At 46.6% G+C, this 14577-nt stretch carries 11 protein-coding genes; 6 read left to right on the top strand and 5 right to left on the bottom strand.

Annotated features, from left to right (window positions below):
- Nucleotides 1–74: 74 nt before the first annotated feature.
- Together AAKU64_RS15670 and AAKU64_RS15665 are read right to left on the bottom strand one after the other, a co-directional pair.
- On the bottom strand, nt 75–3167 hold the full coding sequence (locus AAKU64_RS15670) for an efflux RND transporter permease subunit (protein WP_354333053.1): 3093 nt from the start codon (nt 3165–3167) through the stop codon (nt 75–77).
- On the bottom strand, nt 3164–4369 hold the full coding sequence (locus AAKU64_RS15665) for an efflux RND transporter periplasmic adaptor subunit (RefSeq protein ID WP_354333051.1): 1206 nt from the start codon (nt 4367–4369) through the stop codon (nt 3164–3166). The genes AAKU64_RS15670 and AAKU64_RS15665 overlap by 4 nt, the downstream gene beginning before the upstream one ends.
- Before the next feature lie 344 nt (nt 4370–4713).
- On the opposite strand from AAKU64_RS15665, the gene hpnC reads away from it, so the two are divergent.
- The 3 genes from hpnC to AAKU64_RS15650 all read left to right on the top strand — a co-directional run bounded on the left by hpnC (nt 4714) and on the right by AAKU64_RS15650 (nt 6718).
- Complete coding sequence (gene hpnC, locus AAKU64_RS15660; protein ID WP_354333049.1) at nt 4714–5523, top strand: squalene synthase HpnC; 810 nt, start codon at nt 4714–4716, stop codon at nt 5521–5523.
- A 110-nt stretch (nt 5524–5633) separates the two neighbouring features.
- Nucleotides 5634–5894, top strand: a complete 261-nt coding sequence (locus AAKU64_RS15655) for a hypothetical protein (protein WP_354333048.1) — start codon at nt 5634–5636, stop codon at nt 5892–5894.
- Nucleotides 5895–6013: 119 nt separating this feature from the next.
- On the top strand, nt 6014–6718 hold the full coding sequence (locus tag AAKU64_RS15650; RefSeq protein WP_354333046.1) for a M24 family metallopeptidase: 705 nt from the start codon (nt 6014–6016) through the stop codon (nt 6716–6718).
- Nucleotides 6719–6885: 167 nt separating this feature from the next.
- Here the strand turns inward: AAKU64_RS15650 and AAKU64_RS15645 are convergent, their stop codons facing one another.
- Nucleotides 6886–7755, bottom strand: a complete 870-nt coding sequence (locus AAKU64_RS15645; protein ID WP_354333044.1) for a hypothetical protein — start codon at nt 7753–7755, stop codon at nt 6886–6888.
- Nucleotides 7756–8103: 348 nt separating this feature from the next.
- Here AAKU64_RS15645 and hpnD point away from each other — a divergent pair, with 348 nt between their 5' ends.
- The gene (gene hpnD, locus AAKU64_RS15640; protein ID WP_354333042.1) at nt 8104–8937 is read left to right on the top strand and encodes a presqualene diphosphate synthase HpnD; all 834 of its coding nucleotides are present in this window, start codon (nt 8104–8106) and stop codon (nt 8935–8937) included.
- Nucleotides 8930–10309, top strand: coding sequence for a hydroxysqualene dehydroxylase HpnE (gene hpnE, locus AAKU64_RS15635; protein ID WP_354362399.1), 1380 nt, complete (start codon nt 8930–8932; stop codon nt 10307–10309). The genes hpnD and hpnE overlap by 8 nt, the downstream gene beginning before the upstream one ends.
- Nucleotides 10310–10496: 187 nt before the next feature.
- Here the strand turns inward: hpnE and radA are convergent, their stop codons facing one another.
- On the bottom strand, nt 10497–11882 hold the full coding sequence (gene radA / locus AAKU64_RS15630; protein WP_354333038.1) for a DNA repair protein RadA: 1386 nt from the start codon (nt 11880–11882) through the stop codon (nt 10497–10499).
- Nucleotides 11883–12197: 315 nt separating this feature from the next.
- Here radA and lplT point away from each other — a divergent pair, with 315 nt between their 5' ends.
- Nucleotides 12198–13478, top strand: coding sequence for a lysophospholipid transporter LplT (lplT, locus tag AAKU64_RS15625; protein ID WP_322118543.1), 1281 nt, complete (start codon nt 12198–12200; stop codon nt 13476–13478).
- Nucleotides 13479–13540: 62 nt separating this feature from the next.
- Here the strand turns inward: lplT and AAKU64_RS15620 are convergent, their stop codons facing one another.
- The gene (locus AAKU64_RS15620) at nt 13541–14557 is read right to left on the bottom strand and encodes a DUF1853 family protein (RefSeq protein ID WP_354333036.1); all 1017 of its coding nucleotides are present in this window, start codon (nt 14555–14557) and stop codon (nt 13541–13543) included.
- Nucleotides 14558–14577: the final 20 nt, after the last annotated feature.

The following is a 14577-nucleotide window of genomic DNA, read 5'->3' as shown; positions in this document are numbered from 1 at the left end:
TGATTTGCAATTATCTAGTCAGGCTCACTATATAAATAGTAGCAAGCCCGACTCGCACCCACAAACGGAGCCTATCAAACAGGTCTTTTCACCCTAAACCAAGCAGCATATAAAGCAGGTAAAAACAGCAAAGTTAAAGCTGTCGCAATGATCAACCCACCCATGATCGCGACCGCCATTGGCCCCCAAAAAACTGATCGGGACAATGGAATCATTGCTAAAACTGCTGCGGCGGCTGTCAAAATAATTGGACGGAAACGCCTCACAGCCGACTCCACAATCGCGTCCCAAGCGGGAGCACCTGCTTGAATATCTTGCTCAATCTGATCAATCAAAATAATCGAATTGCGAATAATCATTCCAAACAAGGCAATCACTCCTAGCTGCGCAACAAAGCCGAACGGTCTATGCAACAGTAATAAAGCCATCGCTGCACCAGCAATACCAAGTGGCCCAGTCAAAAATACCAATAAAGAACGTGAGAAGCTATGCAATTGCAACATCAATAAAGTAAAAATAATGAATATCACTAAAGGTACATTTGCCGATATTGATTCTTGCGCTTTCCCACTATCTGCCGCTGCACCAGCCAATTCAATTTTGTAGCCAGGTAATAACTCAGAGCGAATTTTCTCTAACTTAGGCGAAATCTGGCTGGAAACCGTCGGACCCTGTATGCCATCGACAACGTCACACTGAACCGTAACTGCCCACTCCCGTCCCTCGCGCCAGACTACACCAGGCTCCCAAACCAGATTAATTCTTGCTACTTGAGATAAGGGAACAGACTTACCACTCGCCGTAGGAATATTTGCATCGCCTAACGCATTGATAGTAGATCGCTCATCAACAGGTTGCCGAACCACGATATCAATGAGCTTATTGCCATCCCTAAATTGTCCAACAGTTGAACCTGTCAAAATAGTATTCGCCGCCCGCATTACTGATTGTGAAGTAACACCTAAGGCACGCAATTTATCTTGATCCAAATCGATACGCACAACCTTCACTGACTCATTCCAATTATCATTGACGCCAATAGCATTAGGATTGGCGCGCATGACATCTTTAACCCGATCTGCCACCTCACGAACCTTGGCGACTTCTAAACCTGTCACGCGGAACTGCACAGGATAAGGAACAGGTGGACCACTAGGTAACACCTTAACGCGTCCACGTACTTCAGGAAAATCAACTTTAAACACGTTGACGATTTTTAAACGTAGCGCGTTTCTAGCCTCAAGATCTTTTGGCAGCACAACGATTTGCGCCACATTCGTCTGAGGGAAGATTTGATCTAACGGCAAATAAAAACGTGGACTGCCAGTACCAACATAGCTGGTCACGCTCTCAACACCTTCTTGTTTTTGAATGAACTGCTCAAACTTTTTAGCCTGCGCCTCGGTCGCCGCGAAGGAACTTCCTTCTGGCAACCACAACTCCACCATCAGTTCAGGGCGACTAGAATCAGGGAAAAATTGCTGCTCAATAAATTTAAAACCGAAAATACCTAAGCCAAAGACACCAAGCGTAATGAGGATGGTGGTTTTTCGCCATTCGACACACCAGGTAACCAGCTTACGGAAACGTGAATAAAATGGTGTGTCAAATAATTCATGATGACCGTCAGCATTAGAGGATGGCTTCACCTTGAGTAGCAAGTAACCAAGGTAAGGAGTAAATAATACCGCCGCCAACCAAGAGATAATCAAAGCTAACGTGTTTACTGAGAACATCGAAAATGTGTATTCCCCCGCGGCCGATTTAGCTAAACCAATCGGCAAAAATCCCGCCGCCGTAATCAGGGTTCCGGTCAACATCGGCATCGCAGTTGAAGTGTAAGCAAAAGTCGCGGCATCAAAACGAGAGAAGCCCTCCTCCATTTTGCGCACCATCATCTCAACAGCAATAATGGCGTCGTCGACTAACAGTCCGAGTGCAATAATCAGGGCGCCTAGAGAAATTTTATGCAGGTCAATATCAAATATCCGCATAAACAAAAACGTTACTGCCAGCACCAAAGGAATAGTCAAGCCGACGACTAAGCCAGGCCACACGTCCAACCGGAATGGTTTTGTATGCAAACCCAAAGCGAGAAAACTCACCGCCAAGACAATAACCACGGCCTCAATTAAAGTATGGACAAACTCGCCAACAGAAGACGCAACCATTTTAGGTTGATCAGAAACGCGCTCAATCTGAATACCAACAGGTAATTTACTCTTAACCTCGGCTGTCGCTTTTTCGAGATTTTTACCTAAGTCAATAATATTCCCGCCCCGCTCCATGGAAATACCAAGACCAATTACTTCTTTACCGTTGAAGCGCATTTTGTCCTGTGGAGGATTTTTGTACTCTCGCTTAACTGTCGCAAAATCACCTAAACGAAAAGTGGTTCCATTGGCGCGTAATTGCAGATTTTCCAGATCTTTTACTGTCATTAACGCACCAGAAATCCTGACCTGCAAATTATCTGCTGCGGTCGTTAGAATACCTGTGGCATTAATCGTGTTTTGGGAATTAATTTGACTAACAATCGTGTCAAAAGAAACTCCTAACTGAGAAAACTTTTTTTGAGAAAATTCAATATTGATTTTCTCATCCTGCACGCCAAACAACTCAACCTTGGCAACTGTCGGTATGCGCAAAAATTGCTGACGTACAAAGTCCGCATATTCTTTGACCTGCTCATAGGTAAATCCATCGCCAGACAGAGCAAAGATAGATCCGTAGGTATCACCAAATTCATCATTAAAAAATGGGCCGAGCACACCAGATGGCAAAGTGCTGCTGATATCTCCAATTTTTTTTCGGACTTGATACCAGGATTGTGCGGTTTCTTTTGGCGGGGTCGATTCGCGTAATTGCAAAATGATGAGGGTCTCACCAGGCTTAGAGTAGCTGCGTATTTTGTCTATATAAGGCGTCTCTTGTAGTTTCTTCTCAAGTTTATCGGTTACTTGTTCCGCCATCTGCAAAGCAGTTGCACCAGGCCAAACGGCCCTAACCACCATATTACGGAAAGTGAATGGAGGATCTTCATCTTGTCCCAACCGTCCATAGCTCAAAATGCCGCCTAATAACAGCACCACGATTAAGTAACGTGTTAATGGAATGTGCTCCAGAGCCCACCGCGACAAATTAAAACCTCGGGAGGAATCGCTCATTTAGCCACTCCTGCTGCATCGCTAGCTGCTTTAACAGAATCAGTAGTTGGACTGGCACTCGCAAGCTCGCCTCCAAGAATCGATACTTTTTGTCCGACTTTTAATAAATTCACACCAGCTGTCACGACAATTTGTCCTGCTAAAACACCCTTGGCAACCAATATATCTTGTCCGGCAGAACCCGCAATGGTGACTGGAACTAATTTAACCGCACCACCCTCAACGATCCATACCGAAGTCATATTTTTATCGTTAAATAATGCCGTCATCGGTAGACGTATCATTGCATTAGGCGTTTTAGCAGAGAAAGTGACGTAAGCAGTCATGCCTAATCTGACATCTTTAGAGTTAGCCGGAAGAGCGACTTTGGCTGTATAAGTGCGAGTCACCGCATCAGCAATTGGCGACAATTCACGTAGCTTCGCCTCTAACACTTCGCCTTGATTTGCCCACAAACGTACCCGGATATCAGAAATTTGGCGTATCGTATTTACTTTATCCTCAGGAATACCTACAACCACATCCATCTCACCGGATTGCGCGACGCGCACTACCGGTGTACCTGCTGCAACGACCTGCCCTACCTCCGCATCAATCCCGGTAACCACGCCATCTACGTCAGAAATTAAGGTCGTGTAACCAGATTGATTGACCTGATTTTTATATGATGCCTGCGCCTGCTCATAACTCGCTTGAGCCGCTTTATAAGTCGTTTCTTTGGACTCTAATACAGTAGCAGCGACAAAATTCTTTTGTCGCAATTCTTGATAACGCTTGAGTTCTGCTCTGGCCAAATCACGATTGCTCTCCGCCGCCATTAATCCAGCTTTTGCCTGCGTTTGCGCTAACGCCAGGTCTTGCGGATCAAGCTGCATCAATACCTGACCACGTTTTACCAAGTTACCCACATCAACTTTGCGGAGAACGATTTTACCTGCCACTCTAAAACCAAGGCGTGACTCTATCCGTGGGCGCACCTCGCCGGAAAATTCCGTAGCCGAGTCAGCGCTATCTGCACTAGCTTTAACGACGCGTACTGGACGAATATCTTCTACTTTTTCTGCTGGCTTTGAGCATGCAATCAACAACAGTACGGTACTCACACCGAGTACAAGAGTATGTTTTGCAATAGATAAACGTATGCCAGATGCTTTGTTCGCACCAGTGAACTCGGTGAAATAGTTTTTTTGTACGGTTGGCACGAGGGGTTTCCTTTACTATGCTGGCTGTAAATACCAAGAATATGCGTTTGCCGGATGGCAATCAAAATTTGTTACTTTTAAGTTTTGCTTAAATCTTGCTTAAATCTTATTTACGTCTTGCTCAAATCTTATTCCAGCTTTTTTTAAACGTTCTAACGGAATGGATGACAAAACACTTACTGACTGCTAACGGATAGACAAAATACTTTGGGTAGACTATTTGAATATCATTTAAAGTGACCCAATCAGTTACTGACTAAACGGTTAGTAATTATAGTTGCGCAACATTTTTTTGCCAATGACTTTAGAGTCATTTATTTTTTATTGCAATTTTAGCCAATGCTATGCCAGTAGATCATTACGAAAACTTCCCTGTAGCCTCAATTTTGCTGCCCGAACACTTACGTCCAGCAGTTGAATCTATTTATGCTTTTGCCAGAACGGCGGACGACATCGCAGATGAAGGTGATGCAACCGCAGAACAACGTTTGTTTGCGCTTAACCAATATGAAACGGAATTGACCAAAATAGAATTAAATGAAATAAGTGACATTGGCTTGTTTCAAAAGCTTAATTATTATATTGGGCAACATCGCCTGCCTTTACAAGCCTTTCGGGACTTGCTGTCCGCATTTAAACAAGATGTGGTGATTACCCGCTTTCAAAGCTTCACTGAGTTATTAGATTATTGCAGACGCTCTGCCAATCCTGTCGGAACGCTCATGTTGCATCTCTATAAGGCGACAACACCGGACAATCTAAAAGACTCCGCAGCAATCTGCTCTGCGCTGCAACTAATCAATTTTTGGCAAGATGTTGCTGTCGATTGGCATAAACAAAGAATCTATTTACCCTTAGACGACCTGACGCAATTTGGTATTACCGAACAACAAATAGCAAATGAGCAAGTAAATGAAAATTGGCAGAAAATGATGCGATTTCAAACCGACAGAGCACGTACGATGATGTTAAGCGGAAGCCCGCTATGTAAGCGTTTAAAAGGTAGGATAGGTTGGGAATTACGTCTTGTTGTACAAGGCGGATTACGTATCTTGGAAAAAATTGACGCTGTTCATGGCGATGTTTTTAGGCACCGTCCATCCATAGGAAAAAGTGATTGGTTGGTGATTGCCTGGCGCGCAATCTGGATGTAAGCGTCGGGGTAAAAAACAAACTCTGTACGCGTGAGTAGTACAAATAAATTACAGGCTGTTGCAAAATTATTATAGCTTTGGCGCGTACAGCACCTTACTATGCGGATACCATGTCGTACACCAATGATCAATACGATGCAATTTTCTTTTCGGGCATGATGATGCGAAATTCTTTTCCTCTTTTTTCCTCCCGCTTATTATGTTGCCTCAGCATGTTGCTTGGCAGTCTGAGTGCCAGTGGATGCACCGTAATCGCAATTGCAGACGCGGCGGTATCTACTACGGTCAAAGTAGGTAGTGCGGTGGTGGGTACTGCGGTTGATGTAACGGCGGCTGGGGTACACGCGGTGACAGGCAGCGGTAAAAAATAAGTAAGGCAAATCAGATCCTGTTTTTAATCTGCTGACGCATCACACTATCCGGCCAATACACCATCTGGCACATCACTTGGTACATCAACCCGCAACTCAACATCATTAAGAGCTAGCTCATGCCAACCGAACTGCAAATTGCAGAGCACCGTAAAGCGCAACATGCGGCTAAGTTCGCTTTGGCGCGTTTGGGGTCCTTAATTACGCCAGAAGATACCGAGCAGAGTCTTGCGGCAAAAGCACACGCCCTGTTATCTGAATCTGGTTACCCGGAAACCTGGTATTACCAATGCCCTGCCCTGGTGTTATTGGGGTCCAGAAGTTGCGTATCTATTGCTGGCAACAACTACAGCGCGAGTGAGGAAGCGGTTGGCATGTCCAACCTGATTACGATAGACCTCAGTCCGGTCAAAGATAATTGCTGGGGAGATTACGCTCGCTCATTTGTCATCGAAGATGGCAAACTCAGCGAAAAACCTAAGCAGCTTGAATTTAAAAATGGCTTACATTTTTTGCACCAGCTACACCAGCAAATGCCGCGCTTCGTAAAACCGAACACCACGTTTGAACAGTTGTTTGAATGGGCCAACGTGCGCATACGCGAGAGTGGTTTTGTGAACTTAGATTACCGCGGCAATGTAGGCCACAGCGTTGCCACTAATCGGGATGAACGACAATATATCCAGACCAGTAATACTTTGTGTTTGGGAGATGTGCCATTTTTTACCTTCGAGCCTTTTGTCAGGCTTAAAGGTGGGCGCTGGGGATTTAAACATGAGGATATGTTTTTCTTCAATCAGGACGGCGCACTCGAAAGCGTATAAAAGCTAACCTGCTTCATAAAAAAAGCCGATATCTTTACAGACATCGGCTTTTTACTTTTGCGAGAGTTCTTTATTAAGCTTAATTGTATAACTCAGCTATAGAACTTCGTTTACAGAGCTTAGCTAGCAACCGCCCGCTAAGGTCTATGCGCGCTTAAAGTCAGACTTTAAATACAATTAATCTGGATATTGCTTGCACCGGTCGGATTGCTCAATTGTGCAGTGCCAGTACCGCCAACCACGGTACAAGTTTGTCCGACTGGTTGTGTAGTCACCGTTACAGCATACGGCTGACCATCCAATACAGAGTTCGAGAAAGTAAAAGTACCGTTGGCACCTAAGGTCAGGAACAAAGGATCTGAACCGTTGGTAACAACAACCGTCTTGCCCGCTGCTAAACCAGTCAATACAACAGAAACCGGTACACTCGGCACGCAGTTCACCAGCACATTGGCAGCAGGTAGTGGATTAGTAATGCTAGCTGTGCCCGTCCCGTTTTGCACAGTACAAGTCTGCGCTGCAGGTTGCAAACCAACGGTTACTGCATAAGCAGTACCATCTGGAATATAAAATGGAAAAGTGCCCGCGATATTCGTGGTGTATGTCAACGCATCAAAATTAACGTTAGCATTGTTATACAAATACAATGAACCAGCAGTTAATCCAGAGACGGTCGCAGTTACAGGCACTTTAGGTGCGCATGTCACTGCGATATTATTCACCGCAGCATCGCTAGTCATCGTGCCTGTGCCATTGGCGACCGTGCAATTGACTTGGTTTGGCTGTTGCAAAACGCTGATGGTATAACTCGCATTACTCGCGACTTTAAACGAGAAAGGGCCGTCCACTGTCAGTTGTTGAACAAAGTTACCTTCATTCCTCAATTTTAAAGTACCACCTGACGTCCCCGCAGCGCTGTTACCCAGACCAGTGACAGTGCCGCCGACCGTTGTGTACACATAGCCACCACAGGCTGCCAAGGCGAGCAGCAAGCTACTAGCTAAAAGAATCATGCTCGTTTTTTTCATCATTTTCATTCGCTATTCCATTTGGTCAAAATCAATCAAACCCAATAATATTGCAATATATACACTGCTTAATTTGAGTAATTGCGTAATGGTATATGAGCTTGACGAAAAAAGCGTGAGCCAGATACAAAAAACCGTATCAGATTACAAAGCATTACATGTATTTCTAAGTCAAAACATTCGATTAATTTACTAAAAGCGCATCGCAACACCGATTAAAGCAACGCCCCACCCGCTAATTCTGCCTTGTCTATTTGTAGTCTCTGTCACTTCGGATAACATACGGGCTTATTGCTGCATTGCACGTAGCCAACAGCGGACTCATAAGTCCTCTACAGACAATCTCACTCACTTAGCATGTCTCCAGACGAATATTGCCAACAAAAAGCAGCACAAAGCGGCTCCAGTTTTTATTACAGTTTTTTATTTCTACCGAATGAAAGACGCTTAGCCATCACGGCGCTGTACGCGTTTTGTCGCGAGGTCGATGATGTCGTGGATGAGAGTACAGACGATGGCATTGCCCGCAGCAAACTCAGCTGGTGGCGTGGTGAAATCCAAGCCATGCTGAATAAACAGCCGACCCATCCCGTCACCAAAGCCTTATTGCCGCACATGGCAACCTATGCTTTGGATGGAGCACATTTGCTGGCGATCATTGATGGCATGGAGATGGACTTAAACCAGACACGCTATCTCGATTTTATCGGTCTGCAAAAATATTGCTGGCATGTGGCTGGCGTCGTCGGTATTTTGTCCGCCAGTATTTTTGGCATCAAAAATCCGCAAACCAAACAATTTGCTGAAAAATTAGGGCTGGCTTTCCAGATGACTAACATCATTCGCGATGTCGGTGAAGATGCGCGCAAGGGTCGGATTTATTTGCCAGTCAATGAGTTGCAACAATACAAAGTCACCGCCGCCGACATTCTGAATGCGCGCCACAGCCCTGAATTTGAAGCTCTCATGCAATTCCAGTACGAACGGGCGCAGCAACTCTATGACGACGCCTTTGCCCTGCTGCCTGCGGAAGATCGTAAAGCGCAGCGCACCGGTCTGATTATGGCCGCCATTTATCGCGCCTTGCTGGTAGAAATTAAAGACGACCACTTTAAAGTGTTGACACAGCGCATCTCGCTGACACCCATCCGCAAACTCTGGCTAGCCTGGAAAACTTACATCCGTGGCTAAGCTCGAGATCAATCGCAAACAAAATCTACGAATTGCTCGACACGTCGCCGTAATCGGTGCTGGCTGGGCAGGCTGCGCAGCAGCCACTGAGCTTGCCAGCCAAGGCGCGATAGTGAGCTTGTTTGAAGCGGCACGCACCTTGGGTGGCCGGGCGCGGCGGGTGGATTTGCATGGACATGCGCTGGATAACGGCCAGCATATTTTGCTAGGTGCTTACAGCGCCAGCCTGGCGATCATGCGCAAAGTCGGGATTAATCTGGACGCGGCGCTTTTGCGCTTGCCCTTGCAGATGGTTTATCCAAACTACACCGATGGCATGCAATTTATCGCGCCCAAACTGCCCGCGCCTTTGCATTTGCTGCTGGCGCTATTCCGCGCTAAAGGTCTGGATAAACAAGATAAACTCGCGCTGGCCAGATTCTCAACGACAGCGCGCTGGATGGGATGGCAGCTGAATCAAGATTGCAGCGTGACCGAGCTGCTGGAGCGCTTTGATCAGACTGACCGGCTATGCCAGCTAATGTGGAATCCCTTGTGTATTGCTGCCTTAAATACTCCGCCAGAACGCGCCTCGGCACAAGTATTTTTAAATGTTTTACGCGATAGTCTGGGAGCAAAACGAGCGGCATCCGACATGCTGCTGCCCAAACTAGACTTGTCCGCCCTCTTCCCTGAACAAGCCAGACAATGGATTGAAGCGGCGGGTGGCAATGTGCACTTAGGCACCACCGTGAAGCACATCACGCCCACCGCACAGCACGGCTGGCAATTAGATTTTACAAGTGCGGATACCAGCCATCAGCAAGAGTTTGATGCACTAATCGTAGCGACAAATCCTGAGCAAGCGACGCGTCTTTTAGGTAGTAACCTGAAAGCAGAAACTACCCGCCAGCTTTCTGGTTTTGGCTATGAGGCTATCACCACTTGTTATCTTCAATACGACACCACACTGCAACTGCCGCGTGCTTTTTTTGCCCTACTAGACCAGGCAGAGCTGCAGCACTGGGGACAGTTTGTCTTTGATCGCGGCCAGTTACATCCATCACAAGCCGGTTTATTAGCAGTAGTCGTCAGCGCGTCTGAACAGGCGATTGCCCTGGGCAATTCGGCCTTAGCGACCGCTATTGCTCAACAACTGGCACAGGTATTCCAACTACCGCAGCTCACAAACCCACTATGGCATCAAATTATTTCAGAAAAACGCGCCACGTTTTCTTGCACACCCGCATTAGACAGGCCGGATAATAATCTTGGCCTGAGCAACTGTTTTATCGCTGGCGATTACACCAAGGGCGATTATCCGGCGACGCTGGAGGCCGCGGTACGCAGCGGTGTTGCAGCGGCGAAGTTGTGTTTGCAAGCGAAGTCTTAAGCCGATATAAAGACAGCACCATAAAATATACTCCCAACAAGTATATTTAAGTTGTCCATAGAATCCTTGGACAATAAGGCATATTTCATAAAAAATTGGGGGAGTATATGGAAATTGATATTCTCACAGACATCCCAAGCATGGCGCACTCGTTATGAGAATGATCGATATTCCATGATCTTTTACCCTAGTCTTTTACATAACTATCGACATCCCGTATTTTATTCAATGCCTCTTCTATCCTGTCGACGGGTATTAAGGTCAAACCTTCAATCGGCTGCTTGGGCGCATTGGATTTGGGGATCATCGCAATCGAGAATCCGAGCTTGGCGGCCTCGCGTAGACGCTCTTGTCCGCGCGGTGCGGGGCGAATTTCTCCTGCTAAGCCAACTTCGCCAAACACGACTAAACCTCGCGGCAATGGCTTGTTACGCATCGAGGAATTGACTGCCAGCAAAACCGCCAGATCGGCAGCAGGTTCGGTAATTTTGACGCCGCCAACCGCATTGATAAAGACATCCTGATCAAACACGGCAACACCCGCGTGCCGGTGCAAGACGGCCAGCAACATTGCCAGCCGGTTTTGCTCCAGGCCGACTGACAAACGTTTGGCATTGGGCGCGTGAGAACTATCGACCAAGGCCTGTATCTCAACGAGCAAAGGACGGGTACCTTCTTGCGTCACCATCACGCAAGAACCGGCAACCTGCGTGTCGTGCTGCGACAAAAACAGAGCAGATGGGTTGGAAACACCTTTCAAGCCACGTTCGGTCATAGCAAAAACCCCCAGCTCATTGACCGCACCGAAGCGGTTTTTGATCGCGCGCACCAGACGAAAGCTGGAATGGGTATCGCCTTCAAAGTACAGTACGGTGTCCACAATATGCTCCAGCACACGTGGTCCCGCCAGTGCACCCTCTTTAGTAACATGGCCGACCAGAATCATCGTGATATCCATGGTCTTGGCAATCCGCGTCAGTTGCGCTGCGCATTCTCTGACCTGCGCTACCGATCCTGGTGCCGAGCTTAAAGCATCCGAATACATGGTTTGAATTGAGTCAATCACTACCACTTGCGGTTTGTGGTCTGCCAGCGTATTGAGGATTTTCTCTAGCTGAATCTCGGCCTGCAATTTTAAGTCGCTGGCATCGACCGCCAGACGTTTTGCACGCAGGGCGATCTGGGAGCCGGATTCCTCACCGCTGACATACAGCACTTTTTTGACCTTAGATAAATTGGCCAGCGCCTGTAACAGCAAGGTCGATTTACCAATCCCCGGATCGCCACCGATCAGCACTACTCCGCCAGCAACCAGACCACCGCCCAGCACCCGGTCAAACTCATCAATACCGGTACCAAAACGCGGAATTTCTTCTGCATCGATTTCAGACAGATTCAGCACAGGCGCAGTCTGCGCCAGACTTTGTGGTTTGGCAGAATAGCGATTGATGCTGGTTTCGATAATGGTTTCTACCAAGGTATTCCATTGCTGGCAGGACGGACATTGCCCCGCCCATTTATTGACGATGCCACCGCATTCGGTACAGGTGTAATTGGTTTTTGGTTTGGCCATGGTCTAACAAATAAATTCATCAAAAAACGTGGATGTCGACTTTAACAATAAGCTTCAAAAATAAACTTTAAAAAATACGCTTTAACTACAGCGACAATACAATCTAAATTTGGTGCGTCGCAACAATAAATCTGCTTGCCAATAAATTGCCAATCAATCGCAAACTAAACTTACCAAAGCTAGTTTGGCATATTGACAAAACTACTGATAGTTTAACCAGTATTGTAAAACTTGCCCCATGTAAATCACAAATATTCTTGGTTTTTCATGGTATAAAGCGAGTCGGCGACATTACGTAACAGGCATATAAAAAGAATGAAACGCGGTTTTTATACGATCATGGCGGCGCAGTTTTTTTCGTCGCTCGCAGATAACGCTTTATTAATTGCAGCCATCGCTTTGTTGGTGTCCATGGAGTCGCCCGAATGGATGCCTCCCTTCCTGAAACTATTCTTTGTCTTGTCGTATGTGCTGTTGGCACCTTTTGTCGGCGCTTTTGCAGATTCGCTCCCCAAAGGCAAAGTCATGTTCTTTACCAACCTGATCAAAGTATTTGGTTGCGGCTTAATGTATTGCCGAGTCCATCCTCTACTGGCTTATGCAGTCGTCGGGTTTGGCGCAGCAGCTTACTCCCCAGCTAAATACGGCATCTTGACCGAATTATTACCCCCAGAGAAATTAGTTGCCGCCAATGGCTGGATTGAAGGCTTAACTGTATCCTCTATCATCCTTGGCACGGTATTAGGTGGTGCGCTAGTCAATCCGCACAATGCTGCGATGTTACTGAACTTAGATTTCCCCTTCATCGATTTCAATATTTCTACAGCGACGCAAGCGGCGATTTGTGTGATTACCGCCTGCTATGCTCTGGCCGCTTTATTCAATTTACGGATACCTGATACCGGTGTCTGTTACGTACATCAAGAACGCAACCCAGCAAAATTGGTAGAAGATTTTGCTAATTGCTTCGTCAATTTATGGAAAGATAAATTGGGTCAAATTTCTTTAGCCATCACGACTTTATTTTGGGGTGCCGGTGCGACTCTGCAATTTATCGTTTTGAAATGGGCGCAAAGTGCGTTGAAAATGCCATTAGACAAAGCCGCAGCATTACAAGGCGTAGTCGCAGTCGGGATTGCATTGGGCGCAGTAGCAGCAGCGCGATTTGTTCCGTTGAAAAAATCATTGACGGTAATGCCATTAGGTATTGCGATGGGCTTGACGGTAATGAGCATGACCTTAGTCACCAATGTGTGGGTGGCTTATCCGTTGCTCATCGTAATTGGCGCACTGGCCGGTTACTTTGTGGTTCCGATGAATGCTTTATTGCAGCATCGCGGACATGTGTTGATGAGCGCAGGACATTCCATCGCGGTACAAAACTTTAATGAGAACCTCTCCGTACTGACTATGCTAGGACTATATGCCCTGCTGATTTCTCTCAACGTCAGTATTTATTTTGTGATCATCCTGTTTGGTCTGTTTATGGCCAGCACGATGTATTTAGTGATGCGCAAACATCAGTTGAACCAACTGGAATTTGATTCAGTTGCTTTGATTGGTGAGCATAAGCACCCTTGTCAGCCAACGCCTTAAAAAATCCCATTTTTCAAGATAGATATTGTCAAGCACAAGTAACGCTAATCACTTAAATGTGATCACTTATATCTTTCCTGCGCAAGATCTAACCACTGCTCCGGTACCACCATGCCGCGATGCGTTTCCTGCATCAGATCGCCGTTTTCACGCATGATTGCCAACATCACCGGCGTGTTTTGCAATTGAAAACGGCGCTGTATTTCATCCATTAACATTGCCTGATTCAGCACCTGCTCTGGCTTGGTTTGCGCTGGTGCCAGCCATGACATACGCTCCAAAATCACGCCATGCTCTATCGCCATAGCCGCCATATCTTGTAGCGTCCACCAATAACCACGGCAGTGCTCAGGCGCGATCTCTGGCGGCGCATTAGCAGAGGCAATCGGTTGACGATAGAATAACCAGCCCTTCATCAATGCCTGCGTGCTAATCACGGCTCGCTGCAATAAAGCTTGCGCAGCAGCGTGGTGAGATAACAGCAATTGTTGATTAAAAAGTTTGTCCGCTTTTTTGGCAAAGGTATCAAGCTGATTGGGGCCAATATAGTCGTCTAGTGCAAACTTGCTACGGGTCTGATCCAGATCACCGACGAACAAATACATCTTGGTGGCCAGCTCCCAATGAACGAATCCCCGGGCGTCATTTAATAAAAAATCAAACTCACCCAATGTCACTTGCTTAGCACCTTGTACTTGCAGATTTTGGGCAAAGAGTAAATTTTGTAGCCCAGACAAACTTTGATGATTCAGAAAAAATGCCAGTAAGTTTTCAGCATAATGTCCTAGCCTGCGATGCTTGTGTACCGCCAAAGCGTCATGCAAAACCTGGGGATATTGATCAAGCTGGTTAATCCAGCTTAATAATTGTTGTGGATTAGGCAGCGCAATGCGGGCAATCTGTCCATGCCAGCGGGATGCGCTGATTGAACCTGTTGGATCGGTTGAATCTGGTGTTGCGTATTCAGCGGTATCGCTCGCCAGCAAGTTGGGCGAGGTCAGCATCCATACCAGCGCGCGCACATGCGGGTCTTGCAGATGCTGCCATTGTTGATGAAACTGTTTCTGGTAGGTTTGCATCCAAGCTCAGTTTCAAAAAA

Source organism: Undibacterium sp. GrIS 1.8, from assembly GCF_040544445.1.
GTDB lineage: Bacteria > Pseudomonadota > Gammaproteobacteria > Burkholderiales > Burkholderiaceae_D > Undibacterium.
Note: the sequence above shows the minus strand (reverse complement) of the source record. Positions and strands in the feature narration are given on the sequence as shown.

What these genes read in the sequence shown, in the direction of transcription:
- AAKU64_RS15670 (WP_354333053.1), bottom strand. Translation starts at nt 3,167, where the DNA reads ATGAGCGATTCCTCCCGAGGTTTTAATTTGTCGCGGTGGGCTCTGGAG.
- hpnC (WP_354333049.1), top strand. Translation starts at nt 4,714, where the DNA reads ATGCCAGTAGATCATTACGAAAACTTCCCTGTAGCCTCAATTTTGCTG.
- AAKU64_RS15655 (WP_354333048.1), top strand. Translation starts at nt 5,634, where the DNA reads ATGTCGTACACCAATGATCAATACGATGCAATTTTCTTTTCGGGCATG.
- AAKU64_RS15650 (WP_354333046.1), top strand. Translation starts at nt 6,014, where the DNA reads ATGCCAACCGAACTGCAAATTGCAGAGCACCGTAAAGCGCAACATGCG.
- AAKU64_RS15645 (WP_354333044.1), bottom strand. Translation starts at nt 7,755, where the DNA reads ATGAAAATGATGAAAAAAACGAGCATGATTCTTTTAGCTAGTAGCTTG.
- hpnD (WP_354333042.1), top strand. Translation starts at nt 8,104, where the DNA reads ATGTCTCCAGACGAATATTGCCAACAAAAAGCAGCACAAAGCGGCTCC.
- radA (WP_354333038.1), bottom strand. Translation starts at nt 11,882, where the DNA reads ATGGCCAAACCAAAAACCAATTACACCTGTACCGAATGCGGTGGCATC.
- lplT (WP_322118543.1), top strand. Translation starts at nt 12,198, where the DNA reads ATGAAACGCGGTTTTTATACGATCATGGCGGCGCAGTTTTTTTCGTCG.
- AAKU64_RS15620 (WP_354333036.1), bottom strand. Translation starts at nt 14,557, where the DNA reads ATGCAAACCTACCAGAAACAGTTTCATCAACAATGGCAGCATCTGCAA.